This window comes from uncultured Merdimonas sp. (assembly GCF_963929015.1).
Taxonomy (GTDB): Bacteria; Bacillota; Clostridia; order Lachnospirales; family Lachnospiraceae; genus Merdimonas.
In genome coordinates this window covers 1-15621 of the sequence record NZ_CAWVHE010000017.1, presented here as the reverse complement: position 1 = coordinate 15621, position 15621 = coordinate 1, and the positions used below count along the sequence as shown (strand labels likewise).

Here is a 15621-nt window from a genome sequence, read left to right as displayed (position 1 = left end):
CACTAGATCGCGTGTTACGTATAAAGACGGTGACGGGCAGATTGTAGAAGGCATTCCAGCGAAAGCGGGTACGTATACAATTGAAGCGAAGTTTCTGGGAAATGAAACGTATAGTGCATGTCAACAGACGGCAGAATACACAATAGAACTTCCGGATTTGATCACTCTTTCTGTCGAATCTAAAGTTTATGATGGACAGCCTGCGACTGTTAGTTATGATGTGGATTATGACGGTTCCTATAGTGTAGAGACACATTATACCGGTACGGTTCCTTACGCGGCAGAGATCACCAGTGTATATGATAGTGATGAAGCTCCTATTAAACCGGGACGGTATAAGTTGACTTTAACGGTAAGGGATGAAGAAGGAACCCCTATCAGCAGAAAAGCCCAGGATTTTGAGATTTCTTTTAAGTCTACTACAATATCAAATCATGATACGAATGATTACCCGGGAGCAATGCCTTATTATAATAATAAAACGATTGTTTTTACCGGAGAGGGATTTACAGCTGATGAGCAGGAAGAATTTGAAACATTGGCTAAACAGTATATTGATTACTTCCGAAATACAGAGCCATATAAAGAAGCAGATCTGTATTTTAATTATCATACAGTGGAAGCGGTTTCTGATCAGTCGGGAATAGGAAAGGTACCCTCAGAGAACAGTTATTTCCGTCTTTCTTATGACAAGAATGGAAAAATAGTTTCAGAAGATGGAGACTATCCGACTCAGGGGGCAATGTATATAGGAAATAATGTGATTACTTCATATTACAAAGCGACTATAGTGATTGTAAATGATAAAAATGTGAAGGAAGGGGCAACCGTTACAAATAAACGTTTTACTGTGTATGCAACACCCGATGAAGCAGGAATGGAGTATGCGGCAAGCGAGTTGTTGAATTACTTTACTTCACAGCCGGAAGGATACAGAGCTTCTACAGAGGAAGAAAAAGAGGCACAGAGACTGGAATTTTTAAAAGCGCTGTACTATACCTGGTATGGGACAGATTATGCGCCGATATTGAGTCGGGCTTATGATGAAACATTCATAGAAACCGGAGAACCGATTGATTTATCATCTTATTTCCATGCTTATGTATTAGATAAGGAAATACCCAATATTGCATTTCAAATGACTTATTATGCGGATGATAACGGACAACCAGGCGAACAACTAAAAGAGGCGCCTTCAAAGGCTGGCACATATTATGCTCAGGCTGAATTTATTCCGGAAGGAGGAGCCTGGACACAGGAAGTTACGGTAGAAGGAGCAACGTATAATATTCCACTTTCCAGAGGGTGGACAACATACGTGATTCAGCCAGAAAAAACTGAAGAGGGATCGGGGGGATCGGCGGAAGGAGATCCCGGAGATGCAGATGATCAGCAAAATATAAATAAACCTGTTTCAGATAAAAATATCGTTTCAGATAAGAATAACGTGAACAGGGTAAAAACAGGAGATTCCTATCATTTGGCTCTTTACTCGATACTTTTTGTTGGATCAATGTTAGTTGTTGGAACAGTGCTTTTGAAAAAGCGTAAAAGATAAGATAAAAATATTTTTAATAGAAAATTTCCAAATGTTTTAAAAACGGAGAGGCGAATAATATTATTTGTCTCTCCGTTTTTTTGCACATAGAAAACAACATTTCCCTCATGTAAAACTCCCTTTTATGCAAAAACTGTTGATTTTCAAATTGAAATAGATAAAATAAAGCATAGCTTAAAGGAACGGCAAAGAAAAGTAAAAAGAAAGAAGGAATGAGAGATGGAAAAGAAAAAGAAATTTTCAATATCTCTGACCACGCAGATTCTGATCGCGACAGTCGGAGGTATCGTATTCGGCGCACTGATAGGACCGTGGGCAGAGAATCTTAAGTTTATCGGAGACATTTTCTTAAGACTGATCCAGATGTCTGTTGTGCTTCTGGTTATGTCTTCTGTAGCAGCTGCAGTAGGCGGCGGCGACGGAAAAGACGTCGGAAAGATGGGCGTGCATACGATCAAATGGATCGTGTTCTTTACAGCGATCGCCGCTGTGCTGGGTGTGGTTTTGTCCATGCTGGTAAAACCGGGACTTGGCATTGACCTCTCCGGAGCAGAAGAAGTAACAGAGACGGCAGTAGAGGCCGCGTCCCTTCAGGATACCCTTTTGAACTTTGTTCCTACAAACGTAGTGGAATCTATGGCTGATGGATCCATGGTGCCGTGTATCGTATTTGCGATCTTCTTTGGCGTGGCCATGGGAGCCTACACCCGCCAGAGCGGAAACCGCAACATGGCAGACTGGGTGATCGGCTTAAATAAAGTCATTACCAATATCATCAAAACAGTTATGTACATTGCCCCGATCGGTATCTTCTGCCTGCTGGCAGACGTAGCCGGATCCACAGGATTTGCAGTGATCATCCCGATGGCTAAATTCCTGGGAGTGCTCCTGATCGGCGATGTGATCCAGTTTTTGATCTACGGACCGATCACAGCGGTACTTTGTGGCGTCAATCCATTTAAGATGCCGAAGAAATTCGGCAAAATGTCCCTGATGGCAGTCACCACCACATCCGGCGCGATCTGCCTTCAGACAAAAATGGAAGACGCAGTCACCAAATTCGGCGTCAGCCGTAAAGTGGCAGACTTTACAGGACCCATTACCATGTCCATGAACAGCTGCGGCGCAGCCATGTGCTATGTAACCGCCATCTTCTTCATGGCACAGTCCACAGGAATCGAAATGACGGTATACCAGATGGGAATGGCAATCCTTCTGTCCTGCCTGATGTGCATGGGAACCATTTCCGTACCGGGCGGCTCCGTGATCGTGTACACCTTCCTGGCATCCTCGCTGGGGCTTCCGATGGACAGCATCGCAGTCCTAATCGGAATAGATTGGTTCGCAGGAATGTTCCGTACACTGATGAACGTAGACGTAGATGTCATGGTAGGCATGCTGGTAGCCAAGAAGCTTGGCGAACTGGATCTGGATGTCTACAACGACAAAAAAACCGTCGCTTACGAATAAGCCAACCATTTCCTAACAAATCATACATAAATGGGGGACGGGGGATTTCTGGAAATCCCCCGTCCCCCATTTATGTTTTCCACATTTTATCCACAGGTATTATCCACATCCTGGGGATTTGTGGTATGATAGTTCCAGGTATGTGTGTCCGGGAGGGTGGAAAGTATGAGGATTCACATGGAGAGTTTGCTTTTTGAGGTGATTTTGAATATTGCGCTGCTTGTGCTGGTGGCGACTCTGCTGTCGAAGGTGCAGCTGATCCAGACGATTATCTCGCAGGAGCGGCGAAGCGGCGCGGGCCAGGTGTTTCTGTCGGTGGTCTTTGGCGCGGTGATCGTTCTGTCTGTGTACACAGGGATCGATATGGACGGCTACAATATGAACACCCGCGTGATCGCCGCGATTGCGGCCGGGATCCTTGGCGGTCCGCTGGTGGGGATGTACGCCTCCATGATCGGGGCGGTCTATATCTATTTTTTTGCGGGGCCGGCGGCTTTTGCGATGGCGTCCGCCTTCTCCACGGTTCTGTTCGGGCTTCTGGGAGGGGGATTCTACCCGTATTTTCAGCGTGGAAAATGGAAATACAGAGACCTGTTTTTCCTGACCTGCTTTGCGGAGATCTGCGATCTTGTGATTATTCTGCGGATGGTCAGTCCTTTTTCCCTGGCTCTTGCCACCGTGCAAAAGGCCGGAATCCTGATGACGTTGATGAATGCGGCGGGTATTCTCCTTTTCATCTCCAGTTTCAACAATATTTTTATCCGGCAGGATATTGAGAGCAGCCGTCAGCTGCAGATGGCGTCGGAACTTGGCCGGCGCTGCATCCCGCTTCTTGGCAACGGTCTTGAGGATGAAGCGAATATGAAGGAGCTGGTGTCGGTGCTTCTGGAAGCCAGCGGCTGGACAGGCGTGATCCTGACGGACCGGGAGCGGATCCTGGCATGGAAGCAGCAGCCGGATGACAGCGGCGGGGAGGAAACCATCTGGCCGGGAGAACTTCCGGGAAGAAAAGGAAAATCCCCGGGCAGAGCGCAGGAAGAAGGCCTGCCGGAGCTTCCGGATCTGGACGGTATCCCGGAGATCGGGCTTGCCGCCATGAAGAAGGGGGAACTGGAAATCGCCTACAAGGTGCCAAAATCCAGCGCCTGGTACGAATGGATGCGGGAGTATTCCATGATCGCGGCGCCCTTTACGATTGAAAAGGAGGCCATCGGCTGTCTGATCGTGTGGACGAAAAGACAGTGGGTTTTCCGCCAGAGCGATGTGGAACTTCTGCAGAACCTGGTACAGATCGCATCCGCCCAGATTGCCATGTCGGAACTGGAGCGGCAGAGGCTTCTCCGCCAGCAGGCAGAGTTCAAGGCGCTGCAGTTCCAGGTGAACCCGCATTTTCTTTTCAATGCCCTCAATACGATTTCCTACGTGTGCAGGGAAAATGCGGACAGAGCCCGGGAGCTCCTGATCACCCTTGCAAATTATTTCCGCTACAATCTGAATGAAGGAAAATATATGGTGCCTATGGCAGGAGAGCTGGAGCATGTCCGCAATTATCTGGAGATTGAAAAAGCCCGCTTTGAAGATAAGCTGGAGGTTTCCTATGATCTGCCGGAGCAGATGGATATCCGGATCCCGACCCTGATCCTGCAGCCGCTGGTAGAAAATGCGGTCCGCTACGGGATCAGCCCGGACGGAAGGCGCCGGGTTCATATCAGCGTGCAGGAAACAGAGGAAGCGTATCAGGTATCTATCCGGGATCAGGGCAGAGGATTTCCTCAGGAGGTGCTGGACAAACTTAAGAAAAATGAGCCTTTTGGGGGAAGTATCGGTCTTCGGAATGTAAACCAGAGGATGAAGAAGGCTTACGGGGAATCCCTTGGGCTTGATATTGTAAGTTCCCCGGAAGGAAGTTGTGTTACGTTAAGGTTTTTAAAGGAAAAGGAAGAGGAGAAAGAACGTGAGAATAGCGGTAATTGATGACGAGAGACCGGCCAGAGGCGAATTGATCTGGCAGCTGCGGGAACTGCTGGGAGACGTGGACTTTGCAGAAGGCGATTCCGGCGCCGCGGCGCTTGGACTTGCAGGAGAAGGAAAATATGACCTGTTTTTCCTGGACATCAATCTGGGAGACATCAGCGGGACTGATCTGGTGCAGGCCATCCGGTCGATGCAGCCCGAGGCGGGCATTATCTTCGTGACGGCTTATTCCGAGTATGCAGTGACGGCATTTGAACTGGGAGTGGACGACTATGTGCTTAAACCTTACGAAAAAGAGAGGATCCGGAAAGTTCTTTCCCGCTGCCTGTCCTCCGATGCTCCGGACGAAAAAAGAGAAAAGCCGCATCCAAAGAAGATCGCCATCAATACAGAAGGAAAAACCATCTTTGAAAATGCAAAGGATCTGGTGTTTCTGGAGACCTGCCGCCGGGGATGCCTCATTCATGCGGCCGGCAGGGAATATTATGACAGCCGGGGGATCGGCGATTTTGAGAAACGTCTGGAGAGCCTGGAAAATGTCTCCTTTTTCCGCTGCCATAAAAGCTATCTGATCAATCTGGAAAAAGTCAAGGAAGTATTTCCCTGGGGAAATAACAGTCTGGGACTGAAAATGGAAGGCTATGAAGGGACGGTCATCCCTGTCGGACGAGAAAAGACGAAGATACTGAGAAGCCGGATGGGCTGGTAAGTGAATAAAATAGAAAACGCTGTATGCCGGCTTTTCGGGATACAGCGTTTTTATATGCCGTTTACAAAGGTATCGAGGACATGAGGCAAAAGCCTGTCGCTATATTCGCAGAGGGAATATTTTCCCCGGTACAGCGCCCAGTCATAGAGGATGGCCCGCTCATACATGGCGTAGATCTTCATCAGTTCTTTCGCAGTACTGGTGTTTTTAAACTCACCGCTTTTTAAGCCGTCTTCCAGGATCTCGGTGATCCATTTGAAATAAAAACGCTTGCTGTCGGCCAGCGATTTTTTGTCCTTTGTCACCAGCTGGGAAGAATAGAGAAATGCCAGAAGGCTGATGTCCACACTGGTTTCGATCATGTAAAACAACTCGTGATTCAGGTGGAGAAGCTTATCATAGGCGGACATATCCGGATCAATAGAAGCGGAGAGCTCCTCGTACTTTTCGTCAAACAAGTAGGACAACGAGTTCAGCAGGGATTCTTTTCCTTTAAAATAGTGGTAAAAGGTTCCCTTGGAGGTCCTGGATGCATTGATGATATCTTCCACGGTTGTCTGTTCGTATCCTTTTTTGTAGAAAAGATTCCATGCAGCCTTTACGATCCTACTCTTGGTAGAGATTCTTTTTCTCGGCATCCCGGTCGTCACCTCTTTCGGATAAAAATAAAAAGCAGGGGCGGATCAGTAGTCCTGATCCGCTCCTGTTTCTAAGCTGTTTTATACAAGTCTGTGTGCTGATCAGAAGATTAGCCTACCTGGAAACCATATTTCAACGGATCGGTCGGATCGATCAGGTAGGTAGCAACACCTGTCAGGTAAGCGCTTCCTGTGATCATCGGGATTACTGCGTCATAGTCAGCAACCTTTGTGGTCTCTTTGATCACACCTTTGAAGATGCTTCCCATAAAGCTCTCATAACGGAACTCTTCGCCAACTTTGATCTCTCCCCAGTGATGCAGGGTAGCAAGTTTTGCGCTGGTACCGGTTCCGCACGGAGAACGGTCAGCCATAGCGTCGCCGAAGATAACTACGTTTCTAAGATCTGCCTTGTCCGGGTTCGGAGTCGGTCCGTAGAACTCAACAAGGTCTACGCTGTCAATGTCAAGCAGCGGATGTTTTACCGGGATCTCTTTGCTGATAGCGTCCAGGATCTGCATACCAAGTTTCTGGTAAGCCGGAACACTCTTGGCGTTGATCTCGCCGATGTCAAGCTGTGTGGTGTCTACCAGTGCGAAGAAGCTTCCGCCGAAGGAAATGGTGAATTTGATCTCTTTTCCGTCGATGGTCACGCTCTGGTTCTCTTTGTATACGAATGCCGGTACATTGGTAAGAGTTACGCTTTCAACCTTGCCGTCTTTTACGATAGCCTTGGTGCGGATCAGTCCTGCAGGAGCGTCAAGAACTACTTCGTTCTCTCCTTCATGAGACTCTACCAGACCAGCCTCGATCGCAACGGTAACAGCGCCGATGGTGCAGTGTCCGCACATGTTCAGGTATCCGCCTGTGTCCATGAACATTACGCCGAAGTCTGCTTCCTTATTAACAGGCTCGCAGAGAAAAGCGCCGAACATATCGTGATGTCCTCTTGGCTCAAACATCAGAGCGGTACGAACATTGTCGTAGTTTTTCTCCATCCATTTTTTCTTCTCGATCATGGTGCTTCCTTCTGGCTCCGGGAAACCTCCGATGACCATACGGCAGAACTCGCCTTCAGTATGTGCGTCAACAACCTGAAGAGCTGCCTCAAAGCGGTCAAAATTAACCTTTGCTTCTAACTTCATAATAATGTCCCTCCTTAAATATTTTTCATGAAGTTACTTATAGAAAAAAACTATAAGGTTTTATAAAAACACGTAAAAAACCTCCCCTGGTTTTTCTTGTGTCTTTTTCCTTTGTGGATTTTAAAGGGCCAGAACGATAGTTTTTTAACAAATAGACTGCGTTCTAGTACCGCGTTCAGTTCTTTAGTTTTATTATGGGGGAAAGAGGTTGAAAAGTCAATGCTTTTTTGCTATTATAAAAATGAACAAAAGTGTTGAAATCTGCGAGAATTTGTGTTATGGTATTTGGGCATAGATGGGGGTAGATGGGTGACTGGTGTGCCTCCTAGTCTTCAAAACTAGTGTGGGGCGTTAAGAGCGTCCCGGGTGGGTTCGATTCCCACATGCCCTCGCCAGAAAAGACCTTTTTGCTGTTAAAAAAATAGCAAGATGTTCCTATAGATAATTTTTATAAAACAAGATGTTGTGGAATAAGTAAGGAGACTGTGAAGTTTCGTTTTTACTTATAAAAAAGAAAAAGGAGATATGTGTCATGGGAAATGTACAAATTTTATTGCGTCAGCACGTTGGTGCGCCATGTGCACCCTGTGTTGAGGTTGGGGCGGACGTAAAAAAAGGTACACTCATCGCGACCCCCACAGGACTTGGAGCAAATATTTTCTCCAGTGTCTATGGCAAGGTCACAGAGATCACCGACGACAGGATCATCATTGAGCCTGCTGCAGAGCAGCCGGATGAATTTGTTCCGATCGATGTTCCGGAAGATGCCAGCAAGCTGGACATGGTGAAGGCTGCAGGTATCGTCGGCATGGGCGGAGCAGGATTCCCCACCGGTGTAAAGCTTAACATCAACCTTGCGGAGACACCGCTTGCAGAGCTGGATCCGGAGATTAACCCGGAACTGCCGGCTGATTTCAAACTGGAGCACAGCTATATCCTGGTAAATGCAGCTGAGTGCGAGCCGGGACTGGAGCATAACATCAAGCAGCTGGTTGAGCAGACGGATAAAGTAATCCGCGGCGTGAAATACTGTATGGAGATGACTCATGCAGACAAAGCGATCTTTGCTATTAAGAAGAAACATCACGACGCGATCAAGCATCTGGAGGCAGCGCTGAAAGACGAGGCAGACATCTCCATGCACTTCCTGGCAGACATCTACCCGATGGGCGAGGAGCGTGCGGTAGTAAGAGAATGTCTGGGTGTCAACCTTCTGCCGACACAGCTTCCTTCTGCAGCAAGATCTGTAGTTGTGAATCTGGAGACCGCAGCCAAGGTAGCAGAGGCGATCGATGAGAAGAAGCCCTGCATCACCAAGAACCTGACAGTACGCGGAAAATTAAACGGCGGAAATGCAGCACATGTATTCATGGACGTGCCGGTAGGCGTAAGCGTCGGCGAACTGATTGAAAAGGCCGGCGGCATTGATGGAAAATACGGCGAGATCGTAATGGGCGGAGCCTTTACAGGCAAGTCCACTACAGTAGAAGAGCCGATCACCAAGACGACAGGCGGTATCCTGGTGAGCGTAGAGTTCCCGGATCTTCACGGCGCAAACGTAGGACTCTTAGTCTGTGCATGCGGCGGAAGCGAAGACCGTATGCGCGAGATCGCAGAGAAGATGAACGGCAAGGTCGTATCTGTATGCAGATGTAAACAGGCGATCGAGAGCAAGCCGGGCGCACCGCTCAAGTGCCTGCGTCCTGGAAACTGTCCGGGACAGGTAAAGAACAACCTGCAGTTTAAGAAAGATAAATGTGAATACATCATTATCGGAAACTGCTCAGACTGCTCCAACACAGTTATGGCATCCGGTCCGAAGATGGGACTGAAGGTATTCCATCAGACAGACCACGTTATGAGAGCAGTGGGACATCCTCTTTACAGAACACTGAAGATTTCCAAAGAGGTTAGTCAGGACATCGATTTCTAATATCGGTATTGCTGTCGCGGGCAGCCAGGATGAAAGGCCCCCGATTCTTTTGTCCAGGGAGAAAGAGAGGACTCCCCGGCGGTCCTGCGGCTGTTATATACAAACAAAGCCCGGAAGGGTGGACTTAAGCAAACCTAACAAGGAGGGAAAACAATATGTCAATCACAGCTGAAACAGCGAAAGCTCATGCACATGATCCTGCGGTTCTTTGCTGCAGAGCCGAAGCTGGCATCACAATTGAACCTGCGAATCTGGAAGATCCGGCGATCTTTGATGATTTGGTAGATTCAGGATTATTAAGCCTCGATGGATGCCTTACCATCGAAGAAGTTTTGGGAGCAAAGCTTACAAAAACTTGTGATTCTCTTTGCCCGTTAACAGCAGATGTACTGGACGGAGTAAAAGCACCGAGCGCACCGGCAGAGGAAGAAGAGGAAGCAGCTCCGGAGGCTCCTGCAGCACCGGCACCGGTTGCACCGGCAGCACCGGCAGCAGGCGGAGTTCTTAAGATCCACATCGGAGAAGGAAAGGATATCGACCTTGAGATCCCGGTTGGAGCACTTGGAGCAGGCGGCGCAGCAGCAGTTCCGGTACCGGCTGGCGCTGAAGTTGCAGCAGGCGCAGCAGCACCGGCAGCAGAAGCTGGCGAGGAGAAAGTCGTAAGAAGCCTGACAAGAAAGCACTTCAACATCACAGAAGTTAAGAGAGGACCTGAGACCAAGATCGAGGGAACTACTCTTTACATCCGTGAAGGCATTGAGCAGGAAGTTATCGACAATCAGGAACTGGTTAAAGATTTCCACCTGGAGATCATCACTCCTGAGAACTATCACACCTATTCTGAGACCATCATGGACGTTCAGCCGATCGCTACAAAAGAAGGCGACGCTGACCTTGGTACAGGTGTAACAAGAGTTCTGGACGGCGTTGTAATGATGCTGACCGGTACAGACGAGGATGGAGTTCAGATCGGTGAGTTCGGTTCTTCCGAAGGATACCTGGATGAGAACATTATGTGGAACCGTCCGAGCTGCCCGGATAAAGGCGAGATCTTTATCAAAGGTAACATCGTGATCCAGGAGAAGACCAACATGGAGCGTCGTGGACCTATGGCTGCCCACACCGCTTTTGATGTGATCACTCAGGAGATCCGTGAAGTGATGAAAGAACTGGATGAGAGCCTGGTAGTTGATACAGAGGAACTGAAACAGGTTCGTCGTCCTGGCAAGAAGAAAGTTGTTATCGTTAAGGAGATCATGGGACAGGGAGCTATGCATGATAACTTCATCCTTCCTGTAGAGCCTGTAGGAATCCTTGGCGCAAGAGCAAACGTAGACTTAGGAAATGTTCCGGTATGCGTATCTCCGCTGGAGGTTCTGGATGGATGTATCCATGCTCTGACCTGTATCGGACCTGCTTCCAAGGAAATGTCCAGACATTACTGGAGAGAGCCTCTGGTTCTGGAAGCTCTGCATGATCCGGAAGTTGACCTTTGCGGCGTTGTATTCGTAGGAAGCCCGCAGATCAACGCTGAGAAATTCTATGTATCCAAACGTGTCGGACACACTGTAGAGATGATGGACGTAGACGGAGCTTTCGTTACAACAGAAGGTTTCGGAAACAACCACATCGACTTCGCAAGCCATATCGAGCAGATCGGTATGAGAGGAGTTCCGGTAGTAGGTATGTCCTACTGTGCAGTACAGGGCGCGCTGGTTGTTGGTAACAAGTACATGACCTACATGGTTGACAACAACAAGTCCGAGTCCGGTATCGAGAACGAGGTTCTTGGCTGCAACACCCTTTGCGAAGAGGATGCGATCCGTGCACTGGCTATGCTGAAGACAGCTATGGCTGGAGAAGAAGTAAAGGCTGCTGAGAAGAAGTGGAATCCGAACGTAAAATCTACCAACGTAGAGCTGATCGAAGCTGCTTACGGCAAGAAGGTTGAGCTTGTTGAGAACGAGCAGTCTCTGCCGATGAGCCAGAAGCGTAAGGAAAAATACGACTAATTAAGAAGGCAGTTACATGAATAACGAACGATTGCATTATGGTGACAAGATCATTTATATGGAAGGCGTTGTAGTAGATGTTGACGACTGCAGTATCAGCGTCGACCTGAAAGGACGCCTGGGGTTCTTCAAAGCGCCGAAGCGGATGTTCATCTGTGACACAGAGCCGAAAGTAGGCCAGGAGATCGGATGGAACATGAGCTTTCCGGAGCAGCTTGGACCGGAAATAAATGAGAAATATGTCAGCAATATCGAAAAAGAACGGCGCAAACAAGAAGAAATGCGCACTCGTTTGGATAATAAGGAGGTCTAAAAATGAGTTTAACGGTTGTTAAAGGTTTACAATCAGAAATCTTCGTACCTATTACTCCGCCGGCAGTATGGACTCCTGTAACAAAAGAGCTGAAAGACATGTCTATCGCTCTTGCGACAGCAGCAGGTGTTCATAAGAAATCCCAGGAAAGATTCAATCTTGCTGGTGACTTCACCTGGAGAAAAATTGAAAACACCACACCATCAAGTGAACTGATGGTATCCCACGGCGGATATGATAACAGTGATGTTAACAAAGACATCAACTGTATGTTCCCGATCGACAGAATCCATGAGCTGGCTGCAGAAGGCTTCATCAGAGCCTGCGCACCGGTACACGCCGGATTCATGGGCGGTGGCGGAAACCAGGAGAAATTCAAAGGTGAAACTGGACCGGCTATCGCACAGATGTTCAAAGAAGAGGACGTAGACGCAGTCATCCTCACCGCTGGCTGAGGAACCTGCCACCGCTCTGCAGTATTGGTGCAGAGAGCGATTGAAGAAGCTGGAATTCCTACTATTATCATTGCAGCTCTTCCTCCGGTTGTTCGTCAGACCGGTACTCCTCGTGCAGTTGCTCCGCTGGTTCCTATGGGAGCTAACGCTGGTGGACCGCACAATGTTGAACAGCAGACACAGATCGTAAAAGCAACTCTTGAGCAGCTGATCAAGATCCAGACTCCTGGAACTATCGTACCGCTGCCGTATGAGTATGTAGCTAAGATCTAAGGAAATGTTTGGAAAGGGCAGATGATCTTCATCTGCCCTTCTTTTATAAAAGCAGGAGGTGAACGATTTGGCAGAAAAAGAAATCGATTTGAGACGTCTCGTGATCAAGGCTTTCCATATGACAGATGTGGAATTTGGCGAGCATAATGATATTACCGTGGACGGACATATGACAGTCAGCAAAGAAATGCTGGATGAGCTTGTTGCCAAAGAAGAACATATTGAAAAGATCGATATTCAGATCATTAAACCAGGCGACCATGACCGGTGGACCAATACCATCATGGATATCATCCCGATCTCCACAAAGGTGCTGGGAAAACTGGGCGAGGGCATCACACATACGATCACAGGCGTGTACGTCATGCTGACAGGCGTGGACGTAAACGGAAAACAGTGCCATGAATTTGGCTCCTCTGAAGGAAATCTGAAGGATCAGCTGTATCTGAACCGCGCGGGAACACCGGGGGACAATGATTATATCATTTCCTTTGACGTGACACTGGCGGCGGGTATGGGACAGGAACGGCCGGGTCCCACAGCGGCACACCGCGTCTGCGATGAGTTTATCCAGACCTACCGTGAGAAACTGAAGAAGTTCAAAGGCGAAAAATGTACGGAGCGTCATGAATATCATGATATCGTAAGACCTGGAAAGAAACGTGTCCTGATTGTAAGACAGGTGGCCGGACAGGGTGCGATGTATGACACCCACCTGTTCTCAAATGAGCCGTCTGGTGTTGAAGGAGGACGTTCAATCATAGATATGGGCAATATGCCGATCCTGATCACTCCGAATGAGTACAGAGACGGTATTATCCGCTCTATGCAGTAGGAGGTGTAAGATATGGGTATTGGACCATCGACAAAAGAAACGACATTGCATCATTTCCGGGATCCGCTGCTGGAAGTAGTGGCTGCTGATACGGACCTGGACCTGATGGGTATTATCATTGTGGGAACGCCGGATGATAATAAAGATAAGCTGCTGGTGGGCACCAGAACCGCCGTATGGGCAGAAGCTATGCGTGCGGACGGTGTGATCCTTTCCTCTGACGGATGGGGCAACAGCGACGTGGATTACACAAATACCTGCGAACAGCTGGGGATCCGCGGGATTCCGGTGACAGGCCTGAATTTCAGCGGTACGGTGGCACAGTTTGTGGTAGTCAACGATTATCTGGACGGCATCATCGACATCAACAAGAGCGAGGACGGTACAGAGACCAATGTCGTAGGAGAAAATAACATGGTAGAACTGGACTGCCTGAAGGCAAAAGCCCTTCTGAAGCTGAAGATGCGCCAGATGGAACAGAAGAGAAATCAGTAGATCACAGATCAGATAAAGAAAAGGCACGACATCCGAAATGTCGTGCCCTTTCTTTTTGGTATGTCATTGAGAGGTTTTCCTCGTTGCATTGCAGTTTTGTTTCATATACAAAGCTGGGGAATGCTTCTCTTGGATTAAGAGATGTATATATCAATTGGAGTTTACCCTTGCAGGATCACTTTTGGGGGAAATGATCGGCTCAGGCTAAACTGCAAATACAACCGAAATCATATCTTAAACGGGTGTGCTGTTTAAGATGGTATAAATATACCCACCCGTTTTTTTTACTGTCAAGGCGATGCGTGGAGAAAAAATAATTTTGTATATATTGGGTAGTAAAATTACATATTTATGCAAAAATCTGTACACTTTAACGAAGCGGACTGGTAGCAGTTTAACGCAGTAACGTATACAAGGGCAGTTTTTGAATTAATAGTAGGAAAAAAGAGGAAGATATGGTACAATAACCATGATATGCACCGGCAGATCTGCGAAAGGTGCAATACTAGAGACGGAGGATAATGAGAGGCAGATGGACAATCAACAAATACAGGAAACGGCGGATCCGCGCAGAGAATTATTACCGGGTGCATGTGCGAAGAGATACGGCGCTGATGATGACATTTATCAAATTCCAGAACCGTGTCAGCCATCCGAGGGTCACGTTTAATCTGGTGGTTACAGGAATCCTTCTGGCGCTGGTTCCGACGCTGGTGGAAAACCTGGCGATGCCGGGAGTGATCGTCAGCTACGGGGTAGGCGCCCTGCTGATCCTGACCGGGCTGTTCCGCCAGTACCTGACGCTTTCCATGATGAGAAATAATCCGGAGGTCAAAGAAAACGAAGAGATCACCTATTATTTCGGAAACGCCGGCATCCGGGCAGTCAGGGACGGACAGGAAGAGAATATGGGATTCTACAAGGCTGTGTACAGGGTCTGGGAAGACGAGAAGACCTTTTATGTGGGGATGAATGAAGACGATCTTCTGATTCTGCCAAAAGACCGTTTTGAGGAAGGAAGCGCAGAAGACTTCCGGGAGTTCCTGCTGGATAAGAGCGGAGCGGATTACCGGTGGAAGCCGCTGGGGCTTGTGAACCGGTGGAAGGATTTCCTGACACAGACGAAGAACCGGATCACCTACCTGCAGATGGAAGCACGTGAACGGGACCGGAATCAAAAAGGGAAAAAGTAAGGGAGTTCGTATCATACGAACTCCCTTGATTCATTTCTGTATTTTATTATGTGTGCTGTAGGATTAAGCAGCAGACCCTTTCTTGATCGCATCGTGCAGATACAGGAAAGCGGTGATGTAAACGATGACTGCGATAACCTTTGTAAGGGTCTCCAGCGGTAAGCTGGAAACGAAAGCGTATGCACAGTAAACACCGATTGCTCCGAAGATTGCCTGTGTCCAGCAAGCAACCATGTCGTATCTTCCCTGAGCGATGAATTTCGGGCCATTACCAAATGCCATCAGGTATGCACAGGATCCCATCATAGCCGGGAATGCACATCCGGCATCCATACCAAGTGCAAGAACCATAGCCATACAAGGAGCGTAAAGACCTACACCGATACTCATCAGAGCGCCGAATACAAAGTTGCCGACAACAGCGATCACGAGTTTCACGCCGCGAAGTCCAAGCTCTGTACCAACTGTACCGAACGGTCCGATGGCCATAACCTTCATCAGGATTACAGTAGCCAGGATAAAGAGACCTATGAACAGCGCGTAACGAACTTTCTTACGGTCGAACTTGGTTACGATGTCAGCCATTACGAAAGATCCAACTACAGAAGCTACGATCAT

Annotated in this window: 13 protein-coding genes, 1 tRNA gene and 1 pseudogene; 12 read left to right on the top strand and 3 right to left on the bottom strand. The window is 48.1% G+C overall.

Features of this window, described 5'->3' with window-relative positions; all coding sequences use genetic code 11:
• From ABGT54_RS10975 to ABGT54_RS10960, 4 genes are all read left to right on the top strand, one after another.
• Window positions 1–1558, top strand: a 1558-nt coding sequence (locus tag ABGT54_RS10975; RefSeq protein ID WP_346664120.1) for a M64 family metallopeptidase, incomplete at its 5' end; no start/stop codon positions are given.
• A gap of 219 nt (window positions 1559–1777) precedes the next feature.
• A complete protein-coding gene (locus ABGT54_RS10970) occupies window positions 1778–3028 on the top strand; it encodes a dicarboxylate/amino acid:cation symporter (RefSeq protein ID WP_204908359.1) in 1251 nt (416 codons plus the stop codon).
• A 165-nt stretch (window positions 3029–3193) separates the two neighbouring features.
• On the top strand, window positions 3194–5002 hold the full coding sequence (locus ABGT54_RS10965) for a LytS/YhcK type 5TM receptor domain-containing protein (protein WP_346664119.1): 1809 nt from the start codon (window positions 3194–3196) through the stop codon (window positions 5000–5002).
• Window positions 4983–5711, top strand: a complete 729-nt coding sequence (locus ABGT54_RS10960; RefSeq protein WP_346664118.1) for a LytTR family DNA-binding domain-containing protein — start codon at window positions 4983–4985, stop codon at window positions 5709–5711. The genes ABGT54_RS10965 and ABGT54_RS10960 overlap by 20 nt, the downstream gene beginning before the upstream one ends.
• Before the next feature lie 50 nt (window positions 5712–5761).
• Here ABGT54_RS10960 and ABGT54_RS10955 read toward each other — a convergent pair whose 3' ends face one another.
• Together ABGT54_RS10955 and ABGT54_RS10950 are read right to left on the bottom strand one after the other, a co-directional pair.
• Window positions 5762–6349, bottom strand: a complete 588-nt coding sequence (locus tag ABGT54_RS10955; RefSeq protein WP_346664117.1) for a TetR/AcrR family transcriptional regulator — start codon at window positions 6347–6349, stop codon at window positions 5762–5764.
• 110 nt (window positions 6350–6459) lie between these two features.
• Window positions 6460–7494 carry a proline racemase family protein gene (locus tag ABGT54_RS10950; RefSeq protein ID WP_204908363.1) on the bottom strand — a complete coding sequence of 345 codons (1035 nt, stop codon included), beginning with the start codon at window positions 7492–7494 and terminating at the stop codon, window positions 6460–6462.
• A 297-nt stretch (window positions 7495–7791) separates the two neighbouring features.
• Between ABGT54_RS10950 and ABGT54_RS10945 the strand changes: the two genes are divergently transcribed.
• From ABGT54_RS10945 to ABGT54_RS10910, 8 genes are all read left to right on the top strand, one after another.
• Window positions 7792–7889, top strand: a tRNA-Sec gene (locus ABGT54_RS10945).
• Window positions 7890–8026: 137 nt separating this feature from the next.
• Window positions 8027–9427, top strand: coding sequence for a proline reductase-associated electron transfer protein PrdC (locus ABGT54_RS10940; protein ID WP_204908364.1), 1401 nt, complete (start codon window positions 8027–8029; stop codon window positions 9425–9427).
• Between the two features lie 155 nt (window positions 9428–9582).
• On the top strand, window positions 9583–11439 hold the full coding sequence (gene prdA / locus ABGT54_RS10935) for a D-proline reductase (dithiol) proprotein PrdA (RefSeq protein ID WP_346664116.1): 1857 nt from the start codon (window positions 9583–9585) through the stop codon (window positions 11437–11439).
• 16 nt (window positions 11440–11455) lie between these two features.
• On the top strand, window positions 11456–11752 hold the full coding sequence (locus ABGT54_RS10930) for a CBO2463/CBO2479 domain-containing protein (RefSeq protein WP_083262817.1): 297 nt from the start codon (window positions 11456–11458) through the stop codon (window positions 11750–11752).
• A 2-nt stretch (window positions 11753–11754) separates the two neighbouring features.
• Window positions 11755–12480 carry a D-proline reductase (dithiol) protein PrdB gene (prdB, locus tag ABGT54_RS10925; protein WP_277236930.1) on the top strand — a complete coding sequence of 242 codons (726 nt, stop codon included), beginning with the start codon at window positions 11755–11757 and terminating at the stop codon, window positions 12478–12480.
• Between the two features lie 67 nt (window positions 12481–12547).
• Complete coding sequence (gene prdD, locus ABGT54_RS10920) at window positions 12548–13315, top strand: proline reductase cluster protein PrdD (protein ID WP_204908368.1); 768 nt, start codon at window positions 12548–12550, stop codon at window positions 13313–13315.
• 12 nt (window positions 13316–13327) lie between these two features.
• Window positions 13328–13810 carry a glycine/sarcosine/betaine reductase component B subunit gene (locus ABGT54_RS10915; protein ID WP_204908369.1) on the top strand — a complete coding sequence of 161 codons (483 nt, stop codon included), beginning with the start codon at window positions 13328–13330 and terminating at the stop codon, window positions 13808–13810.
• Window positions 13811–14331: 521 nt separating this feature from the next.
• On the top strand, window positions 14332–15003 hold the full coding sequence (locus ABGT54_RS10910) for a YcxB family protein (protein ID WP_346664115.1): 672 nt from the start codon (window positions 14332–14334) through the stop codon (window positions 15001–15003).
• A 63-nt stretch (window positions 15004–15066) separates the two neighbouring features.
• Here ABGT54_RS10910 and ABGT54_RS10905 read toward each other — a convergent pair.
• A pseudogene (locus ABGT54_RS10905) lies at window positions 15067–15621 on the bottom strand (permease); the annotation flags it as partial.

What these genes read in the sequence shown, in the direction of transcription:
- ABGT54_RS10915 (WP_204908369.1), top strand. Translation starts at nt 13,328, where the DNA reads ATGGGTATTGGACCATCGACAAAAGAAACGACATTGCATCATTTCCGG.
- prdA (WP_346664116.1), top strand. Translation starts at nt 9,583, where the DNA reads ATGTCAATCACAGCTGAAACAGCGAAAGCTCATGCACATGATCCTGCG.
- ABGT54_RS10970 (WP_204908359.1), top strand. Translation starts at nt 1,778, where the DNA reads ATGGAAAAGAAAAAGAAATTTTCAATATCTCTGACCACGCAGATTCTG.
- ABGT54_RS10965 (WP_346664119.1), top strand. Translation starts at nt 3,194, where the DNA reads ATGAGGATTCACATGGAGAGTTTGCTTTTTGAGGTGATTTTGAATATT.
- ABGT54_RS10950 (WP_204908363.1), bottom strand. Translation starts at nt 7,494, where the DNA reads ATGAAGTTAGAAGCAAAGGTTAATTTTGACCGCTTTGAGGCAGCTCTT.
- ABGT54_RS10910 (WP_346664115.1), top strand. Translation starts at nt 14,332, where the DNA reads ATGAGAGGCAGATGGACAATCAACAAATACAGGAAACGGCGGATCCGC.
- ABGT54_RS10930 (WP_083262817.1), top strand. Translation starts at nt 11,456, where the DNA reads ATGAATAACGAACGATTGCATTATGGTGACAAGATCATTTATATGGAA.
- ABGT54_RS10940 (WP_204908364.1), top strand. Translation starts at nt 8,027, where the DNA reads ATGGGAAATGTACAAATTTTATTGCGTCAGCACGTTGGTGCGCCATGT.
- ABGT54_RS10955 (WP_346664117.1), bottom strand. Translation starts at nt 6,349, where the DNA reads ATGCCGAGAAAAAGAATCTCTACCAAGAGTAGGATCGTAAAGGCTGCA.